The organism is Erwinia piriflorinigrans CFBP 5888 (genome assembly GCF_001050515.1).
GTDB lineage: Bacteria > Pseudomonadota > Gammaproteobacteria > Enterobacterales > Enterobacteriaceae > Erwinia > Erwinia piriflorinigrans.
Genome location: NZ_CAHS01000015.1, coordinates 594,465 through 612,783, shown reverse-complemented (window position 1 = coordinate 612,783; position 18,319 = coordinate 594,465). Strand labels below are relative to the sequence as shown.

Below are 18,319 nucleotides of genomic sequence, written 5' to 3'. Positions count from 1 at the left end.
TCGGGAAGCCTTTTTTGCGTCAGGGCACCAGTAAGTTTCCGCTTCTGCTGGCCTCATTCCCTGCCAGCCTGCTCACCAGCATCCCCGCCGTGGCGAATCGTACCCAGTGGCGTGCATACAGCCTGCCGCCAAATTCTGCCACCAGCGGCGTCATCCGATCGTCGATCGGGTCGAGAATATCAGCCACCACTTCTCCGGGATTGATCCATTCTCCTATATCACGACGATGGAGTATCACTCCGGCATGGGGAGCGCTAAGGTATTCGCAACCTGCCAGCGGAACGGCTGGGTTTAATAGCGGTGGAAGAGGAGCAGGGGGAATGGACAGATAGCCAGCCTGTGCCAATGAGTGAATAATCGCATCTGCATCCTGCTCTGCCTGCTGATGGCTTACATCTCGTACTCCGCGCAGCTCCAGTGTAACCGGCTGAAGCCCCTGAGGCAGCGGGAAACTTGCGCCCAGTTCATGCTGTAGAACGTTCCAGGGTTCTCGGCAGGCTTCGTCAAAGGGTTCACCGCCAGAGACGTCAGCGATTAGCTGTACCTCACTGCCCAGATAACGCGCCAGCGGTTCAATCGCCGGCCAGGCCTGCGGTGTGGTGTAGAGGTGCGTTAGCGCCTCCCAGTCACAGTGAAGGTCAATCATCAGATCGGCCTGGCACGCCATCTCCATCAGGATGTAACGCTGCGACTGGAGTTCAGTGGTTGCACACTGTCGGGTAAACCAGTCGCTGATGGCCCGGCGGATAATCCGCAGATTATGCTGCACGTCCTGCGTCAGCAGTGGAGCCACGGTATCGGCCAGCGGCTGGCCGATCGCCGGGAACTGGCGGTTAAAATCCTGCCCGGAAGCCGTATCAAAACGTCCAAGATGGGTGCCGTGCCAATGCTGGCCGAGAGCAATCGGATTCGCCACCGGCACCAGGGTGATTTGAGAACAGACACGATCTGCGGCTTCCAGTGCCCTTAATTTATTTTTCAGATACCAAGCGACCGCCATGCCGGGCAGTTCATCGCCGTGCAGTGCGGCCTGGATGTAAACCTGACGTGAAGATTCTGGACCAAAATGATAGCTGGTGATCTCTCGTCGGGTGCCCGGCGAAGCGCTCAACAAAGGATGATGGCGTTGTTGCATGATGGACTCACCGTCTGCAAAGGGAGAACGGCCGTACCGACAGGTACGGCCGGGAAGTTACTGCTTAATGGAAATATCCGTGGCGAAATATTTCTTCTGGATACGATCAAAGGTGCCGTTCTTCTTGATATCGACAAAGGCGTTATCAAGTGCGGATTTTAGCTCTTCATCCCCCTTGCGCAGGCCAATTGCCGTGCCCGGTCCAATAATCGGATCTTCTACTATCGGGCCAGCCAGTTCGAAGTCCTGCCCCTGTGGGCGTTTCAGGAAGCCAATTGCTGCCTGGGCCGCATCGGTAAATACCACGTCGAGGCGGCCTGAAACCAGATCGTTTTCGACCAGGGCCTGGTCGCCATACGCGACCACGTTAACGCCGTGCGGCTGCCATTTTGCCAGCGCGTAGCGTTCTTGTACCGTACCCTGCTGCACACCCACGTTTTTGCCTTTCAGCGATGCTGCGGTGGGCAGCAGGCCGGAGCCTTTACGCGCGATCAGCTGGGTGTGAGTATCGTACAGCGGCACGGTAAAGTTAATCTGCTTCAGGCGCTCTTCGGTAATGCCCATATCGGAGAGGATCGCGTCAAATTTGCGCGCTTTAAGCGCCGGGATCATGCCATCAAACTGGCTTTCCACCCAGACGCATTTAGCCTGCATCTGCGTGCACAACGCATTGCCGAGGTCGATATCAAATCCGACCAGCTCGCCCTTAGGCGTTTTAGATTCAAACGGTGGATAGGTCGGGTCCACGGCGAAACGCACCTGTTCAATTTTTGCCTGGGCAGCCAGACTACAGCCTGCCATCAGCGCCAGCGCGGCCAGCTTACAGAAAGTTGCCAGATTATTTTTTTTCATTAGTCCCTTCATTTTATTATTTCAACGAGTGCAAAAAGTTACCTTCTCCAGGTGGGGATGTGAAGTGGCAAAGCGCTAGCGGGTAAAATCAACCAGTCGTGGCGTGCTGATACGCCGGTAATCGTCAGTATCGAGTATCATCGATTTTTCCAGCAGTCCGGCATTGAACGCCAGTTCCTGATAGCGGCTGAACAGGCTGGGATCGGCCACCAGCAACAGATGAGGATGAAAACTGAAAGGGGGGATAGCACCAAACACGCAGCCGGTTAAGTTATCGACTTCAGCCGGGCTGGCCAGCGAGGCTCGGGTACCGCCCAGCGCCTGGGCCAGCTGGGCAAGATTAGCCTGCTTATCAGCCGGCAGTACCGCCAGCACATGCTGTTTCACCCCGTTTCCCTTGACATGGCACACCAACGCTTTCGCTCCCTGACCCAGCTCGGTGCCACGGATTGCCGCCACCTCGTCACATTTTCCCGTGGCTTGATGTTCCATCACCTGATAACGCGCCTGATGCTGGTCGAGCAGGGCGGTCAGTTTTTCAAATGTGCTCATGGTGGCTCCTGAATGCAAAAAGGCCGGATAACCGGCCTGAGATAAGTGACGTTGGCTATTTATGGCGCTGACGCAGATTATCGATCACCGCCGACAGATTCAGGTTTTGATCCTGTAACAGCACCAGAAGATGATAGACCAGATCGGCGGCTTCATTGGTGAGCTCCTCGCGGTCGTTAACCGTGGCTGCCAGCGCGGTTTCTACCCCTTCTTCGCCCACTTTCTGCGCGATGCGCTTGGTCCCGCTGGCATACAGGCGGGCGGTGTAGGAACTCTCCGGATCGGCATGCTTACGCTCTGCCAGAATCTGTTCCAGTTGATAGAGGAACGTCCAGTCGGCTGCCGCCGGTGAGAAGCAGCTCGACGTGCCGAGATGGCAGGTTGCACCCGCCGGTTGCGCCAGTATTAGCAGCGTATCGTTGTCACAGTCCGGGGTGATACTGACCACATGCAAAAAATGTTGCGAGGTTTCTCCCTTAGTCCACAGACGCTGTTTGGTGCGCGACCAGAAAGTGACCTTACCGCTGGTCAGCGTGGTGGTCAGCGCCTGCTGATTCATATAGCCGTGCATCAATACTTCGCCAGAAACGGCGTGTTGCACAATGGCCGGCATCATGCCGTCAGTTTTTTCCCAGTCCAGCTGGGACAGCTGTTGTTCTGTTAACACACGCGGATCTCCACACCTTTTTCAATGAGGAACTTTTTCAGTTCGCCAATATTCACTATCTGCTTATGAAATACCGAAGCGGCCAGTGCACCGTCGACGTCTGCATCACGGAAGGCTTCATGGAAATGTTCCATCGTGCCTGCTCCGCCGGAAGCAATCAGCGGCACTTTACAGGCGGCGCGAACTTTTTGCAGCTGTATCAGGTCATAACCATTGCGCACGCCGTCCTGATTCATCATATTCAGTACGATTTCACCGGCACCGCGCTGCTGGACTTCCCTGACCCAGTCGAGGGTTTCCCAGCTGGTGACGCGGGTGCGGTGCTCATCGCCAGTGTACTGGTTAACATGATATTTATCGCTGTCGCTGTCATACCAGGTATCAATGCCAACCACAATGCACTGCACGCCAAAGCGGTCCGCCAGGCGGGTAATCAGCTCCGGGTTGGCCAGCGCCGGGGAGTTAATTGAAATTTTGTCCGCGCCATATGAGAGAAGTAGCGCAGCGTCCTCAACGGATTTAATGCCACCCGCTACGCAGAAGGGAATATCGATCACCTCTGCTACCCGCGAGATCCAGCTTTTGTCCACCACACGGCCGTCCGACGACGCGGTGATATCATAAAACACCAACTCATCAGCCCCTTCCTCAGCATAACGCTGCGCCAGCGGCACGATATCGCCAATGATTTCGTGGTTGCGGAACTGCACGCCTTTCACTACCTGACCATCACGTACGTCAAGGCAGGGGATTATCCGTTTTGCCAGCATGAAATCGCCTCCGATACGGTGAATTTATTTTCAAGCAGGGCGCGACCGACGATCACCCCCTGCGCACCGCTGCCGCGCAGGGCGCTAATGTCTTCCAGTGAGCCAATGCCGCCGGAAGACTGGAAAGCAATCTGCGGATAACGTTCCGACACTTCGCGATACAGATTGACGTTGGAACCCGCCAGCGTGCCATCGCGTGAGATATCGGTGCACAGCACATGCTTCAGGCCATAGGGCAGGAACTGCTCGATGGCCTCTTCCAGCGTGATGCCAGCGGCCTCCTGCCAGCCGCTGATCGCCACTTCTTTGCGATTCGCGGCGTCGATACGCACATCCAGCGCCAGCACAATGGCATCTGCGCCGTACTGTCTGAACCACTGCTGCACGTCCTCAGGCTGTTTCACGGCGGTAGAGCCAACCACCACGCGCGTTGCACCCGCCTGTAGCAGGGCATCCACATCGTTCTGATGACGAATACCGCCACCGACCTGTACTGGAACGTTCACGCCAGCCAGCAGTCGGGACAGCAGAGGGATCTGACGTGCTGCCGGATCTTTCGCGCCGGTCAAATCGACCAGGTGCAGGACTTGCGCGCCCTGGTCCTGATAATCCTGTAAGCGCGGCAGGGCATCGCTGCCGTAGTCGCGCTGCTGGCCGTAATCGCCCTGATGCAGGCGTACCACTTTGCCATCAATCAAATCTAACGCCGGGATAATCATCCGCTTACATCTCCAGAAAGTTTTTCAGCAGCTGCGCTCCGGCGGCACCGGAACGCTCAGGGTGAAACTGCACGCCGAAGAAATTGTCTTTATGCACGGCGGCGGTAAATGGCTCACCGTAATTGCATTGGGCAATGGTGAACTCATTAACCGGCATCGCAAAGCTGTGCACGAAGTAGAACCAGGCGCCGTCTTCAATGCCGCGAAACAGGTGGTTGCCAGCCTGCGCAGTGATCTGGTTCCAGCCCATATGCGGCAGTGGCAGACCATGATCGGTCATACGCTGAACCGGCTGGTCGATAATATTGAGCGTTGGCACGCCGCCGCTTTCGTCACTGACGCTGCCCAGCAGCTGCATCCCCAGGCAGATACCCAATACCGGCTGGGTACAGGCTTTGATCAGGTCAACAAGTTCGCGCTCACGCAGCTGGTCCATCGCCGCCTGTGCGGTGCCCACTCCCGGTAAAAAAAGCTTATCGGCATTGAGCACGACATCCGCTTCTTTGCTCACCACGGGCTGATAGCCAAGCCGCTGAACCGCCCATTTCACCGACGACAGATTGGCACAGCCGGTATCAAGGATGACGATATCCATCACAGCACTCCTTTCGAGCTGGGTAAGGTATTGCCTTCAACGCGGATCGCCTGACGCAGCGTACGGCCAAAGGCTTTGAACAGGCTTTCTACCCGGTGATGATCGTTTTTGCCTTTGGTGCGCAGATGCAGGGTACTGGCCATGGTGTAAGAGAGTGAGCGGAAGAAATGTTCAACCATTTCGGTACTCAGGTCACCCACACGCTGATAGCTGAACTCGGCTTTATATTCGAGGTGCGGACGACCGGAGATATCCAGCGCGCACCGCGCCAGGCATTCGTCCATCGGCAGGACAAAGCCGAAACGGCCAATACCGCGCTTATCACCCAACGCCTTGAGCAGCGCTTCGCCCAGCGCCAGGCCGGTGTCTTCAACGGTGTGATGATCGTCAATATAGAGATCGCCTTTTACGTCGATATTCATGCGGAAAGCGCCGTGAGTGCATATCTGGTCAAGCATATGGTCGAAGAACCCGACCCCGGTATTAATTTTGCTCTCACCTTCACGGTCCAGCCAAACTTCGACTTTAATCTGCGTCTCTTTGGTGCTGCGTTCCACCAGCGCGTAGCGGTCGCGCCGGGTCAGCTGCTCTTCGATCGCGGCCCAGTTAAGCCCTTCTCTGGCGTACAACAGGCCGTTAATGCCCATATTGCTTGCCAGCTGCACGTCAGTGGTTCGGTCGCCAATCACATAGCTGTTAGCGCAGTCCAGCGCGCCTTCTGCCAGCCATGCTGTAACCATTTTTGTTTTTGGCTTGCGGCACGCGCAGTCATCTTCCGGCGTGTGCGGGCAGATCAGCACATCGCTGAAGATGACGCCCTGGGAGCTGAAAATCTGCATCATCAGCTGATGCGGGCCGTCAAAGTCTTCCTGTGGGAAGCTGCTGGTACCCAGACCATCCTGATTAGTGATCATCACCAGCTCGAAGCCTGCTTTTTGCAATGACAGCAGGGCGGGGATCACTCCTGGCTCGAAGGCCAGCTTATCTAACCTGTCCACCTGAAAATCTTGCGGTGGTTCCGAAATAAGCGTGCCATCGCGATCGATAAAAAGGACTTTCTGACTCATGCTTGCTCCTGAGGTACACGGAAACCGGGTAATGATTTTAATGCCGCAATGGTGCGCTCGCACTCATCACGCGTGCCGATAGAGATGCGCAGGCAGCCTGCCAGGCCCGGCTGTTTGTTCTGGTCACGCAAAATAATGCCCTGTTGCCACAAGGTTTTAAATACCCGGCTGGAGTCGGTGAAGCGCGCCAGAATATAGTTTGTCTCACTGTTGTACACCTGCTCAACGCAGGCACAGTCTCGCAGGTTGGCAATCAGCCATTCTCGGGTAGCAATCAGTTCACTGACGTGCTGGCGCATCAGGGCAATCCCCTCATCGCTGAGCGCCTGTCCGGCGATATCCGCAACCGGCGTGGAGAGAGGATAAGGTGCGATGACTTTCATCAGTAATGCGATCACCTCGGCGTTGGCAAGGGTAAAGCCGCAGCGCAGACCGGCGAGCGCAAAGGCTTTGGACAGCGTGCGCAGTATCACCAGATGCGGATAATCTTTTAACCAGCCTGCGAGAGAGGCCTGCGGGCAAAATTCAATATAGGCTTCATCGGCCACCACCAGCGCTTTACCGCGCGTCATCTCCAACAGCTGGCGCAGATCGTCGCGATCGATCAGGTTGCCGGTCGGGTTATTCGGGCTACAGACATAGACCAGCTTGACGCCGTCCAGCCGGTCGGCAATGGCTGGCAGGTTGAGCTGCCAGTTATCACCGGCTGCTACCGTACGGTACTCGATGCCGATCGTTTCTGCGCTGACGCTGTACATGCCGTAGGTGGGCGGACAGAACAACACGGCATCTTTACCCGGTTCGCAGAAGGCGCGCATCAGTAACTCGATACCCTCATCGGCTCCGCGACTGACCAGCACCCGATCTGCTGCCAGACCGGCGTAGGCGGCATACCGTGCGATTACCTGCTTTGGCTGGCATTCCGGGTAGCGATTCAGCGTCTGCTGGCTTAGCTCAAACGGCACCGCCAACGGATACTCATTGGCGTTCAGCCATACGTCACCGTTGCCGCCGAGTCTGCGTGCCGACTGGTAGGGCGTCAGCGCACGCACATTGGCCCGCGCCAGGTTTTCGATGCTGTTGCTCATGGCTTCTCCTTCAGGGCGGCAACGCGTAGCGTCACGGCATTTTTGTGTGCAGTGAGCTGTTCGGCGGCGGCCAGGGTTTCAATCGTTGCCGCCAGCCCCATAAAGCCTTGCGGGGTCAGTTCCTGCACCGTCATCCTTTTCTGGAAGTCGGCCAGCCCGAGGCTGGAACAGGTGGAAGTATAGCCGTAGGTGGGCAGGACGTGATTGGTGCCCGAAGCGTAATCACCGGCAGATTCCGGTGACCAGTCACCGAGAAACACCGATCCGGCGCTGGTGATGCTATCAACCAGATCACGCGCCTGACGGGTCTGAATAATCAGATGTTCAGGCCCGTAGCGGTTGCTAATCTCCACGCACTGTTGCAAATCGCGGGTGACAATCAGGCGGCTGCTGGCAAGTGCCTGAGCGGCAGTAGCCGCACGCGGCAGTTCAGCCAGCTGGCGCTGTATGGCTTGCGCGACATCGCTGGCAACTTTTGCGGATGGCGTTAGCAGGATCACCTGTGAGTCGGGGCCGTGTTCCGCCTGCGACAACAAATCAGAGGCGACGAAATCCGCAGTGGCGCCTTCGTCAGCAATTACCAGCACTTCCGAAGGCCCCGCTGGCATATCGATTGCCGCGCCGTCAAGGCGTTGACTGACCTGGCGCTTCGCTTCGGTCACCCATGCATTGCCCGGCCCGAAAATTTTGTCCACTTTAGGCACCGACTCGGTGCCGAGGGCGAGGGCGGCAATCGCCTGAGCACCGCCAACCTGGAACACTTCTTTCACGCCACACAGCTGGGCAGCATAGAGAATTTCATCGGCAATCGGCGGCGGCGAACAGAGCACGACACGACCACATCCGGCGATGCGTGCCGGTGTCGCCAACATTAATACCGTTGAGAACAGCGGGGCAGAACCACCGGGGATGTATAATCCCACGGACGCGACCGGGCGGGTGAGCTGCTGGCAGCGCACGCCCGGCTGGGTCTCGATATCGACCGCAGGCAACCGTTGGGCAAGGTGGAACTTATCAATATTGGCGACCGCCACGGCCATCGCCTGTTTGATCTCATCGTCCAGCCTCTCAGCCGCTTCGGCAATTTGCTGCTCGCTGATACGCAGCGCGCCAACCTGCACGTTATCGAAAGCGGCGCTGTAGTCACGCAGTGCCTGGTCGCCTTCGGCCTTTACCTTGTCGAGAATGCCACGCACGGTGGCGCTGATGCTGGCAGAAGCTTCAACTGCCGGGCGTGTCAGTAGCGCCTGCTGCTGCTGCGGGCTGCACTCCGTCCAGACTATCGGGGTCATTGCGGTCGCCATCGTCTTACTCCATCATCTTCTCAATAGGCAGCACCAGAATGGAGCTGGCACCCAGCGCCTTGAGTTTTTCCATGGTTTCCCAGAACAGCGTCTCGCTGCTGACCATGTGCATAGCGACGCGGCTCTTGTCACCGGCCAGCGGCAGCACGGTAGGACGTTCTGCACCCGGCAGCAGGGTGATGATCTCTTCCAGACGTTCGCTGGGGGCGTGCAGCATGATGTATTTGGATTCACGCGCCTGAATAACCCCCTGGATACGCGTCAACAGCTTGTCAATCAGCAGCTGCTTATTCGCCGGCATTTCGCCATCACGCTGGATCAGACAGGCTTTCGAACGATAAATCACCTCCACTTCGCGCAGGCCGTTGGCTTCCAGCGTGGCACCGGTCGAGACCAGATCACAGATGGCGTCGGCCAGCCCGGCACGCGGTGCGACCTCAACGGAACCGTTCAGCAGGCAGGACTTGAAGCTGACACGCTGTTCATCAAGATACTTTTTCAGCAGGTGCGGATACGAGGTGGCAATGCGCGCATTTTGTAAACACTGTGGGCCGCTGTATTCATCGTCTACGGACATTGCCAGCGACAGGCGGCAGCCGCCAAAATCGAGGCGACGCAGCGTCTGGTAGCGCGGGTCTTCGCCTTGGGCGCGGCGGGTCAGCAGTTCTTCTTCCAGCACGTTTTCACCGATAATCCCCAGATCAACCACGCCGTCCATGACCAGCCCCGGAATATCGTCATCGCGCACCCGTAAAATATCAATCGGCATGTTTTCAGCAAAGGCGATAAGACGCTGCTGTTGGAGGTTGATCTTGATACCGCAGCGTGCGAGCAATTCGCGTGACTCATCGCTTAAACGGCCTGATTTCTGCATAGCTATGCGTAAACGGGTATTATCTAACATCGGTGGTCAATCCTCTTTTCCTGTCTGCGTTTATCGTTATAAGCCAGCGTTGTTCATCTATCAGGGCCAAAAAAAAGCCCCCGGAAGGCGATCTTCCGGGGGCTGAGTTTGCGTTCTGCACCGCTGGAAGATCCTGAACGTCTTCCAGCACACATCGCCTGAAAGACTAGCCAGGGTGATGGTGGTGATGATGGTTGAACTGAACGCGTGTCATAAAATTCTCTTGGATGAATGGATATTCATATCGTAAGAAATAACCTAACCGGGTTGAGCGTGGCGCGCAACCCTTTTTTGTCAATGTTGAAAGATTCTCTTATCAACGGGCGGTTGTCTCTGGTCTGAGCCTGACGTAGCCTTGAAAGATTAACGGCTGTATTGACGGGAGCTAAAGCATGAAACGAGTCGCCATTGTTGGACTGGGATGGTTGGGAATGCCGCTGGCGATGTCGCTAACGGCGGCAGGGTGGCGGGTCACCGGCAGTAAAACCAGCCGGGATGGGGTCGATGCGGCGAGAATGAGCGGCATCGACGGATATTTACTCAATCTGACGCCGGAACTGGAATGTGAGGCTGAAGATCTTGAGGCGTTACTTGACGTGGATGCGCTGGTGATAACCTTACCTGCCAGCCGTACTGCCACAGGGGGAGGGAACTACCTGAGTGCCGTGCAGCAGCTGGTGGACAGTGCGCTGGCGTATCACATACCGCGTATGATCTTCACCAGTTCGACATCAGTATACGGTGACCACTCCGGCAATACCTGTGAGAGCACGCCGCTGGCACCGGTCAGCGTGGCGGGACGCACATTAGAGGAGCTGGAGTGCTGGCTGCATAATCTGCCTGGCACAGCGGTTGATATTCTGCGCCTGTCCGGTCTGGTTGGCCCTAAACGCCATCCGGGACGCTTCCTTGCCGGTAAAACCGATCTGGCTAACGGGTTTCAGGGCGTGAACCTGGTGCATCTTGACGATGTGATCGCTGCAATAACCCTGTTGTTGCAGACGCCGGAGGGGGGGCATATCTATAACCTGAGCGCTCCACAACATCCGGCGCGCAATCAGTTCTATCCGCAGGTGGCTAATCAGCTGGGGCTGACGCCGCCGACCTTCCTCGCCGATGACAGCCAAAATCAGGGTAAGCTCATCGACGGCAGCAAAATTTGTCGTGAGCTGGGATTTGCCTATCGCTATCCGGATCCGGCGCGGATGCCGCTGTCGTGAAAGCATGTCATTAGATACTCAAACAGACCCTCTACCCAGTTCGCCGTGTAGCGAAGAGCGAAGCTCTGGTCGCACGGCGAATGCATTATCTGGCTTGCATTCTTGTGCCAATGCTAATGCCAATGAAACCCCCGGCGTCAAGATATTCTCCTTTTTGACCGCATATGACCTGAGTTATTTCGATAAATAAATTATCTTTTCTCATTCCCCCTGCTGCTTACGCTAACTGTCTGACATCTCTTTTATTAATTGTCTTTAAATAAGATTTGATGCGTTAATTATTTATATTGTGAGGTTAGCATAAGAGAGAAATAAAAATAACGCCCTGTTATGAATTAAATATCGAAAAAAATTCGTTGTTACATTTTAAAAAAAATAAAATAAAAAATGGCTTGAAGCGACCGGGATATTGCTCTAGTTTTGATTTAAACACTTTAGGAGTGATCCTATTCAATCCGGGATCTAGTCGTTTTATCAGTGCCTTTACGTATAATTAGAGTGCTCTTTTTGCATGGTTTACTTAATGCTCTGACTTCCTTTTTTAGACAGGAGGCGTGTCTGTCATTATCTTTTTTTTAGTAGCAGCGATAGAAAAATTATAATTTATTCATTTGTCTCGATGAGATAGATTTTTACATCTTTAGCCTACGAAGACATATCTTTTTTTGGGAGAGCGAGTGAGCTACCCGAAGAAGATGAATGAAATTTCACGTATTTTAATTAGACGGGCAAGCACATGGCATATTTAAACGAGATATCCCCTAAGGAAGAGACGGGAGATGGCATTTATAGTAACACCACGGGAACGCTTATGATGAATTTAAAACGTTCAGGTTTAGTTGATGTGGACGTTTTAGCGCAAGAAATGGATAGTCTTCGTCATAAGCAAATTGCGGCCGGTATATTCAGTTTTGACACCTTTACCTGTAGCGGAAGTGACGCATTAACAACGGTAGCGACGGAGTTGGGTGAAGCATCCAGGGAGTGTTCCGTATGGTCAACAAATTTATATCTTGGTCTGAACAGACACCCGAAAGTCATAGAGAGCGTGGTTGAAGCCGTTCGCCATTTTGGTACGGGGTGCGGCACTTCTGCTGTCTCAGGTGGCATGAATATTCTGCATCGAAAAATTGAAAATAAAATCAGTCAATGGTTGGGTAAAGAAGCCACGATGTTATTCCCCACGGGCTACACGGCCAATATGGGAACGCTTGCAGCACTATGCGCAAAAGACGATCACATTATTATTGACGATGAAAGCCATGCATCAATCAGGGACGGGATCAAACTGTCATCAGCGCGAAAATGGATCTCCTTTGCTCATAACTCGATAGAAGACCTGAAAAGAAAACTTGAGTTCTCAAAAGAAAATTGTCGGGGAAAAGTGGTCGTTGTGGTCGAGTCAGCCTACTCAATGAGCGGTGATATCTGCCCTCTGGCAGAAATTGTCAAATTGAAAGAACGTTTCGACTTTTTGCTTTTTGTTGATGAAGCACACTCATTCGGTATTTACGGCGATGGCGGGCGTGGTTTGTGTTACCGCGAGAGCGTAACAGATAAAGTTGATTTCATTACGTCTACGTTTTCAAAAGCAACCGCCTCTTTAGGCGGCTTCGTCGCCATGTCCCGGCGCTATAGTTCCTATTTTCAGTGGAGTGCAAATGCGTATGCGTTTCAGGCTTGCTTCACTCCCCCGGATGCAGCGGCGGTGCTCGCTTCACTAGAGATCATTGAGACCAATCCTGATGTGATTAGCGTGCTGCATCAAAAGAAAGCCTATATGCGCGAGCGCTTAATTAAGTCAGGGTTTGATTTAAGAAATAGCGAAACGCCGATAATACCGATCTATATTAATGACACGAAGAAATTACTTAATATATGTTTTGAACTCTACAAAAGAGGCATTTTCTCTGTGCCTGTCTCCTATCCTATGGTGCCTGAAAACGACGGCCGCATACGATTTATTGTCAATGCGCGGCATACATACCAACAGATTGACGATACGGTCGATAACCTTGCGCAGCTGGCAAAAAAGTACGATTTATTCTGAATAACACCCACACAAGAAGGCCATTAAGATGGAAAATTTCGATGCCATTATTATCGGTGCCAGCGTGGCAGGATCATCGGCAGCTGCCCACCTCGCATCACAGGGTCACCACGTGTTAGTGATAGATCAAAGTGTTTTTCCTCGTGACAGATTATCCACTCATTTTTTGTGGCCGAGGGGCGTGTCCTATTTAAACCGGCTTGGCGTTGCTGGCGAGATATTAAAGAAAACCCCGAATTATCGTAGGATGAATATCTATATTGAGGGGGTTAAGTTGTCAGGTTCTATCCCCCTAGACGACATACGGAAAAGATTTCTGAAGGTTCACAATGACTGTCATCACGCTACAGATATCTATTGTGGCCCCAGAAGACTGCTGCTGGATTATGAATTACTCAAGGCGGCGGAGTTGGCAGGCGCTGAAATCAGACAGAATGTGAAGTTTTCATCTCTGCTGACTGAGAATGGTGCCGTCACGGGCATCAGTGCCACTACGGGAAATGGCAATACCTTCCAGGCAAAAGCGAAAATTGTTATTGGTGCTGATGGTCGTCACTCCTCATTTGCTGATGCGGTACAAGCGGAAGTTTACGATCGACGCGAAGATTCTACCTTCGCTTTTTTTGGCTACTACTCCGGGCTAAATAAAGAAGAGCTGACAATCAGTAATCGGGGCAGGCTGGGATCGGCGATCTTCCCTACGTCTGACGGCACGCATATGGCGTTAGCCTACGGGCCGGCCAGTTGGTGGAAAGATTTCAGTCGCCATGCCGAAAATAATTTCTTTAAAACATTCGATTTTTGCGATGAGGAAACCGCTGCCCTGATCCGTGAAGGTAAAAGGGAAAAATCCTTTAAAGGATGCGAGAAAATGGTGGCTTTTCAAAGGAAAAGCATTGGTCCGGGGTGGGCTTTAATCGGCGATGCTGGCAGCTTCAAGGACCAGGTGACGGCGATGGGCATGACTCATGCGCTGCGTGATTCTGAATTAATTAGCGGATACCTGGGCCGCGCTTTATCCGGGCTCATGTCGGTTAACAGAGCCTTAGAAGAGTATGAGCATGCACGGGCAAATGATTATGAAAATTATTTTAATTTTGTTTGCGATGTCGCCAGATTACCCATCCGCAGTGAGGATGATATTCAGCATATAACGAATATCAGTCAGTCTCAGGAAGATACGAACCACTTTTTATCGCAGTTTGGCGACACCAGACCGCTAAATGAAAGTCAGGGGACTGGAGATAAAGCAGGAGCGGTCACAAAGGTTGCAGGCTATGACGTTCAACGTGATGGTTATCTTTACTCTCTTTATGGCTGAAAGATAGCGGGTTTGTTAGCCGCGTTTACGCGGGTATGGGTAAGCCCGTTAACGTTCAGTATTGTTTACTTTCCGTACCATAAAGAATTTTCTTATCATGGCCCGTATGACTTGCCACTGTGCCTTTGTATGGTGCAGAATACGGCCCCTGCAATAGCCCTTTATACTTCAAGCTGCATGCGCGTTTGCCGCTTTACGGCAATTTGAGTTAATGGGTTTATAGATTAAACAACCGATGCTGGTTACACCGGCAGCGGTTTTTTTGTCTTTTGCACGCGGTATTAACTTCGTCTTTTAAGAGGCCGGTCCAGAACCGGATAGATAAACGCTTTTAAATACACAGTAATGTGTTTATTGAGGATACAAACATGGGGCTACACTATCTCACTCCGGCTGGCGCTGGAATCCGCCAGCGCGACGACTACGGCGCCGTGGCAGGGAATACCTTTACTCCTGCCCGCACACTCCTTAATCCTCTTTCGAAAAGCTATCGCATTACGCGAAGTTTCCCTGTGGATCAACCCAGAAAGGTTGACGCTATGGGGAGGCTGAATCATGGCGCATAATACCGCAACCCCAGCCGCACAGCCGCGTGCAAAATTGAAAAAAACACTGACGTTATTACCCGTTGTTATGATGGGATTGGCTTATATGCAGCCAATGACGCTGTTTGATACCTTCGGCATCGTTTCTGGCCTGACTGACGGCCACGTTGCCACCGCATACGCATTTGCGCTGATTGCTATTCTGTTCACCGCGCTGAGTTATGGTCAGCTGGTACGCCGCTTCCCTTCAGCGGGATCGGCGTATACCTACGCACAGAAAGCGATCAGCCCGCACGTCGGTTTTATGGTCGGCTGGTCTTCGCTACTTGATTATCTGTTTATGCCGATGATCAACATTCTGCTGGCGAAAATATATTGGGAAGCGCTGGTACCCGGTGTCCCTTCGTGGATCTTTGTGGTGTTGCTGGTGGGCTTTATGACCCTCTCTAACCTCAAAGGCATCAAAACCGTGGCCAACTTCAACAGCGTCATTGTTGTGCTTCAGGTGGTGGTGATGGTTTCCATCATGGGAATGGTAGTTTGGGGCGTGGCGCACGGTGTAGGACAAGGCACCTTAGTCAGCAGTAAGCCGTTCTGGTCGGAAAATGCCCATGTGGTGCCGATGATTACCGGGGCAACCATACTCTGCTTCTCTTTCCTCGGGTTTGACGGTATCAGTTCTCTGTCGGAAGAGACCAAAGATGCTGAGCGGGTGATCCCGAAAGCCATCTTCCTGACTGCATTGATTGGCGGCCTAATCTTTATCGTGGTGTCTTATTTCCTGCAACTGTACTTCCCGGACATCTCGCGCTTTAAAGATCCGGACGCGTCGCAGCCGGAAATCATGCTGTATGTGGCGGGCAAAGCCTTCCAGTTCGGCATTCTGATTTTCTCCTGCGTGACGGTACTGGCTTCCGGTATGGCGGCACATGCGGGCGTATCACGGTTAATGTATGTGATGGGCCGCGATGGCGTGTTCCCAGTGCGTTTCTTCGGCTATATCCACCCTAAGTGGCGTACCCCGGCGTTAAACGTGCTGCTGGTTGGCGTGATCGCGCTGTCATCAATCAGCTTCGACCTGGTGACCGCCACGGCGCTGATTAACTTTGGTGCGCTGGTGGCGTTCACCTTCGTGAATCTGTCGGTGATTTCTCAATTCTGGATCCGCGAGCGCCGTAATAAAACGCTGAAGGATAACTTCACCTTCCTGGTGCTGCCGCTATTGGGTGCCCTGACCGTGGGTGCTCTGTGGGTGAATCTGGAGGAGAGTTCAATGGTACTTGGGCTGGTATGGGCGGCTATTGGCCTGCTGTATCTGACTTTCGTCACCCGCAGCTTCCGTAATCCGGTTCCGCAGTGCAGTGAAGATATGATGTAAAAAAACGGGGCAACCACCATTAAGGGTTGCCCCTATTATTCATGCTGCGCGTGGATAACCCGCTATGACACCAGTTCCTGCATATAGGCAAACAGCGCTTTGAGCTGCCCCTGCTTAGCCTGATCCCCCTCGTACTGATTAAACAGCATCTCCAGTTCCTGCACGTACCCTTGCACACGTTCGGGGTTCAGCATCTCGCGCCGGTGCTGCAACCAGCTGTGCTGTTCCGCATCGTTTAGTGTGCCGGGAAAGTTGCGTGCCCGGAAGCGGAACAGCAGTTTTTCGATGCGCGCATCGTTAAAGGTGAGATCCAGCGCCGGCAGGTTCTCTACCGCCGTCTGGCGCACAATATTCATCGCGTTGCGGTCAGCATCGCTAAAGAAACCGTTGTAGAGCTGGGCATCCACATCGTCTGATGAGATAAAGGGCTGCGCGTCGGCAAACAGCGTCACCACTTTTTCACGTACTTCGGGATGCTGGCGCAGCAGGGCGAGATTATCAAGGCAGTGCTGACGATCGATGCCGATACGTTCGGCATCTTCCGGGCGCAGGGTATTAGCCGGTGCGACCACCGGGCATTTATTGATATGCACCAGCTTGAGCGGCACCGGGGAAGCCCCATCCAGATCTTCACGGCGTGTGTAAAGCCGCTCTCGTAGCGCGTCAGCGTCCAGTTCCAATAGCGGGGCCATATCGCCACCGAGATCGCAGGTTATCAGCGCGTTACGGTTATCCGGGTGCCACGCCAGCGGCGCGATCCAGCTGGTATTCCCCCTTGCTGCACCGAACATGCCGGAGATATGTACCAGCGGTTTCATCTGCGGGATATCAATCAGCGCGCTGATTTTCTGCTTATTGCGGTGAGCGTAGAGGAAATCATACAGGCGCGGCTGTTTCTCCTTCACGAGTTTTGCCATAGCGATAGTGGCATACACGTCTGACATCGCATCATGGGCATTCTCATGAGCTACGCCGTTCGCCTTAGTCAGATGTTCAAGACGGAAACTGGGGAAGCCGTCATCATTTTCGGGCCAAATGATACCCTCCGGGCGCAGCGCGTAGCAGGCGCGCATGACATCCAGCAGATCCCAGCGGCTGTTTCCGTGTTGCCAGCTCCAGGCGTAAGGATCGTAAAAGTTACGGTAGAAAAGATTGCGGCTGACTTCATCGTCAAAACGCACGTTGTTATAGCCCACCACACAGGTATTCGGTGCGCTGAACAGTTGATGAATACGTTGGGTAAATTCCGCCTCGTTAACCCCGCGAGCACGGGCAATCTGCGGGGTAATACCGGTTACCATCACTGCCTCAGGCTGCGGCAAATAGTCATCTGCCGGGCGGCAGTAAAACACTTCCGGCTCGCCGATAAGGTTAAAATCCATGTCGGTACGGATAGCGGCGAACTGCGCAGGGCGGTCGAGAGACGGGCTTATACCGAATGTCTCGTAGTCGTGGAACAGGAAAGTGGGCTGGGCTGGCTTATCTTTCACGGTATAGGGTTGCCTGTGGTTGATGTTATAGGTTTCTTTTCAGGTTTTATTCTAGGCAGCAGCGATGTTGCTTCTGTTTTTTCCGGCATGTTAGCGGACGCTTCCCCGATCGCGGGTGAATGGCGTCAATCAGCACATAATCTATGAATACGGTTTGTGCCTGCGACCCGATGACATGTTCGTGACTGAGGTTATGGTAAACCATATTCACCCTGGACTGAAATATCGGATGCGTCAGGCATGGCGGGAAGTTGTTTGCATTTTGTTCAGTGGATCGAGAGTAGACTAACGGCGATTTTCACATAAAGGGATTTACATCATGAAGTTATCGATCCTCATGCTATTCACTTTTTTTCTATCCGGCTGTACCCGTACTTATCCCGGCGAGGTAAAGATTGAGCGTAGCCCTGTCTGCCAAGGGTTTGGCTGCAAAAAGGGGCCGGGAACGTTCCCCAATAATGCCGCCACGCACAAGCCAACAAAAGATGAGAAGATCCGCGTCCGGCAGGGGCTGCCACCGAACTTTGGGTCAGAGGACATCACAATAAGCGCTCCCATCCATTTTTAGCTGGCAGCATAAGCGCGAGTGGCGGGCAGGCCGCTTATCTTCAGCACATTCACCTTTCTGATTATGCTCATTACCTGAAATTTTATATTTTCTT

17 protein-coding genes and 1 other annotated feature are annotated in these 18,319 nt (G+C 53.5%); of the genes, 4 read left to right on the top strand and 13 right to left on the bottom strand.

Features of this window, described 5'->3' with window-relative positions; genetic code table 11:
* Nucleotides 1-19: 19 nt before the first annotated feature.
* From EPIR_RS10980 to hisL, 12 genes are all read right to left on the bottom strand, one after another.
* Entirely contained in the window at nucleotides 20-1,135 is a 1,116-nt protein-coding gene (locus EPIR_RS10980; RefSeq protein ID WP_023655470.1) for a succinylglutamate desuccinylase/aspartoacylase family protein, read from the bottom strand.
* A 57-nt stretch (nucleotides 1,136-1,192) separates the two neighbouring features.
* Nucleotides 1,193-1,987, bottom strand: a complete 795-nt coding sequence (locus EPIR_RS10975) for an ABC transporter substrate-binding protein (protein WP_023655469.1) — start codon at nucleotides 1,985-1,987, stop codon at nucleotides 1,193-1,195.
* 75 nt (nucleotides 1,988-2,062) lie between these two features.
* A complete protein-coding gene (locus EPIR_RS10970) occupies nucleotides 2,063-2,539 on the bottom strand; it encodes a YbaK/prolyl-tRNA synthetase associated domain-containing protein (RefSeq protein WP_023655468.1) in 477 nt (158 codons plus the stop codon).
* 55 nt (nucleotides 2,540-2,594) lie between these two features.
* Nucleotides 2,595-3,206, bottom strand: coding sequence for a bifunctional phosphoribosyl-AMP cyclohydrolase/phosphoribosyl-ATP diphosphatase HisIE (gene hisIE / locus EPIR_RS10965; RefSeq protein ID WP_023655467.1), 612 nt, complete (start codon nucleotides 3,204-3,206; stop codon nucleotides 2,595-2,597).
* Entirely contained in the window at nucleotides 3,200-3,976 is a 777-nt protein-coding gene (gene hisF, locus EPIR_RS10960) for an imidazole glycerol phosphate synthase subunit HisF (RefSeq protein ID WP_023655466.1), read from the bottom strand. Before hisF ends, hisIE begins: the two co-directional genes overlap by 7 nt.
* Nucleotides 3,958-4,695 carry a 1-(5-phosphoribosyl)-5-[(5-phosphoribosylamino)methylideneamino]imidazole-4-carboxamide isomerase gene (gene hisA, locus EPIR_RS10955; RefSeq protein ID WP_023655465.1) on the bottom strand — a complete coding sequence of 246 codons (738 nt, stop codon included), beginning with the start codon at nucleotides 4,693-4,695 and terminating at the stop codon, nucleotides 3,958-3,960. The genes hisF and hisA overlap by 19 nt, the downstream gene beginning before the upstream one ends.
* Before the next feature lie 4 nt (nucleotides 4,696-4,699).
* Nucleotides 4,700-5,290 (bottom strand): imidazole glycerol phosphate synthase subunit HisH, encoded by a 591-nt coding sequence (hisH, locus tag EPIR_RS10950; RefSeq protein WP_023655464.1) that lies wholly within the window; start codon nucleotides 5,288-5,290, stop codon nucleotides 4,700-4,702.
* Nucleotides 5,290-6,357 (bottom strand): bifunctional histidinol-phosphatase/imidazoleglycerol-phosphate dehydratase HisB, encoded by a 1,068-nt coding sequence (gene hisB, locus EPIR_RS10945; protein WP_023655463.1) that lies wholly within the window; start codon nucleotides 6,355-6,357, stop codon nucleotides 5,290-5,292. The genes hisH and hisB overlap by 1 nt, the downstream gene beginning before the upstream one ends.
* Nucleotides 6,354-7,445 (bottom strand): histidinol-phosphate transaminase, encoded by a 1,092-nt coding sequence (gene hisC / locus EPIR_RS10940; protein ID WP_023655462.1) that lies wholly within the window; start codon nucleotides 7,443-7,445, stop codon nucleotides 6,354-6,356. The genes hisB and hisC overlap by 4 nt, the downstream gene beginning before the upstream one ends.
* Complete coding sequence (hisD, locus tag EPIR_RS10935; protein ID WP_023655461.1) at nucleotides 7,442-8,749, bottom strand: histidinol dehydrogenase; 1,308 nt, start codon at nucleotides 8,747-8,749, stop codon at nucleotides 7,442-7,444. Before hisD ends, hisC begins: the two co-directional genes overlap by 4 nt.
* Before the next feature lie 4 nt (nucleotides 8,750-8,753).
* Entirely contained in the window at nucleotides 8,754-9,653 is a 900-nt protein-coding gene (hisG, locus tag EPIR_RS10930; protein ID WP_023655460.1) for an ATP phosphoribosyltransferase, read from the bottom strand.
* 68 nt (nucleotides 9,654-9,721) lie between these two features.
* Nucleotides 9,722-9,844 (bottom strand) — a sequence feature (His leader region).
* Complete coding sequence (gene hisL, locus EPIR_RS18725; RefSeq protein WP_157037529.1) at nucleotides 9,820-9,867, bottom strand: his operon leader peptide; 48 nt, start codon at nucleotides 9,865-9,867, stop codon at nucleotides 9,820-9,822. Its footprint overlaps the feature before it by 25 nt.
* A 178-nt stretch (nucleotides 9,868-10,045) precedes the next feature.
* Here hisL and EPIR_RS10925 point away from each other — a divergent pair, with 178 nt between their 5' ends.
* The 4 genes from EPIR_RS10925 to EPIR_RS10905 all read left to right on the top strand — a co-directional run bounded on the left by EPIR_RS10925 (nucleotide 10,046) and on the right by EPIR_RS10905 (nucleotide 16,167).
* A complete protein-coding gene (locus EPIR_RS10925) occupies nucleotides 10,046-10,873 on the top strand; it encodes an SDR family oxidoreductase (protein ID WP_023655458.1) in 828 nt (275 codons plus the stop codon).
* 811 nt (nucleotides 10,874-11,684) lie between these two features.
* Complete coding sequence (locus EPIR_RS10920; RefSeq protein WP_023655457.1) at nucleotides 11,685-12,923, top strand: aminotransferase class I/II-fold pyridoxal phosphate-dependent enzyme; 1,239 nt, start codon at nucleotides 11,685-11,687, stop codon at nucleotides 12,921-12,923.
* A 28-nt stretch (nucleotides 12,924-12,951) separates the two neighbouring features.
* The gene (locus EPIR_RS10915; RefSeq protein WP_023655456.1) at nucleotides 12,952-14,244 is read left to right on the top strand and encodes an NAD(P)/FAD-dependent oxidoreductase; all 1,293 of its coding nucleotides are present in this window, start codon (nucleotides 12,952-12,954) and stop codon (nucleotides 14,242-14,244) included.
* A 555-nt stretch (nucleotides 14,245-14,799) separates the two neighbouring features.
* Entirely contained in the window at nucleotides 14,800-16,167 is a 1,368-nt protein-coding gene (locus EPIR_RS10905; RefSeq protein WP_023655455.1) for an APC family permease, read from the top strand.
* A 62-nt stretch (nucleotides 16,168-16,229) separates the two neighbouring features.
* On the opposite strand, the gene sbcB is transcribed toward EPIR_RS10905, so the two are convergent.
* On the bottom strand, nucleotides 16,230-17,657 hold the full coding sequence (gene sbcB / locus EPIR_RS10900; RefSeq protein WP_023655454.1) for an exodeoxyribonuclease I: 1,428 nt from the start codon (nucleotides 17,655-17,657) through the stop codon (nucleotides 16,230-16,232).
* Between the last annotated feature and the right edge of the window lie 662 nt (nucleotides 17,658-18,319).

What these genes read in the sequence shown, in the direction of transcription:
- EPIR_RS10970 (WP_023655468.1), bottom strand. Translation starts at nt 2,539, where the DNA reads ATGAGCACATTTGAAAAACTGACCGCCCTGCTCGACCAGCATCAGGCG.
- EPIR_RS10975 (WP_023655469.1), bottom strand. Translation starts at nt 1,987, where the DNA reads ATGAAAAAAAATAATCTGGCAACTTTCTGTAAGCTGGCCGCGCTGGCG.
- hisD (WP_023655461.1), bottom strand. Translation starts at nt 8,749, where the DNA reads ATGGCGACCGCAATGACCCCGATAGTCTGGACGGAGTGCAGCCCGCAG.
- EPIR_RS10915 (WP_023655456.1), top strand. Translation starts at nt 12,952, where the DNA reads ATGGAAAATTTCGATGCCATTATTATCGGTGCCAGCGTGGCAGGATCA.
- hisB (WP_023655463.1), bottom strand. Translation starts at nt 6,357, where the DNA reads ATGAGTCAGAAAGTCCTTTTTATCGATCGCGATGGCACGCTTATTTCG.
- hisC (WP_023655462.1), bottom strand. Translation starts at nt 7,445, where the DNA reads ATGAGCAACAGCATCGAAAACCTGGCGCGGGCCAATGTGCGTGCGCTG.
- hisH (WP_023655464.1), bottom strand. Translation starts at nt 5,290, where the DNA reads ATGGATATCGTCATCCTTGATACCGGCTGTGCCAATCTGTCGTCGGTG.
- hisA (WP_023655465.1), bottom strand. Translation starts at nt 4,695, where the DNA reads ATGATTATCCCGGCGTTAGATTTGATTGATGGCAAAGTGGTACGCCTG.
- EPIR_RS10980 (WP_023655470.1), bottom strand. Translation starts at nt 1,135, where the DNA reads ATGCAACAACGCCATCATCCTTTGTTGAGCGCTTCGCCGGGCACCCGA.
- EPIR_RS10905 (WP_023655455.1), top strand. Translation starts at nt 14,800, where the DNA reads ATGGCGCATAATACCGCAACCCCAGCCGCACAGCCGCGTGCAAAATTG.
- EPIR_RS10925 (WP_023655458.1), top strand. Translation starts at nt 10,046, where the DNA reads ATGAAACGAGTCGCCATTGTTGGACTGGGATGGTTGGGAATGCCGCTG.
- hisG (WP_023655460.1), bottom strand. Translation starts at nt 9,653, where the DNA reads ATGTTAGATAATACCCGTTTACGCATAGCTATGCAGAAATCAGGCCGT.
- hisF (WP_023655466.1), bottom strand. Translation starts at nt 3,976, where the DNA reads ATGCTGGCAAAACGGATAATCCCCTGCCTTGACGTACGTGATGGTCAG.
- EPIR_RS10920 (WP_023655457.1), top strand. Translation starts at nt 11,685, where the DNA reads ATGATGAATTTAAAACGTTCAGGTTTAGTTGATGTGGACGTTTTAGCG.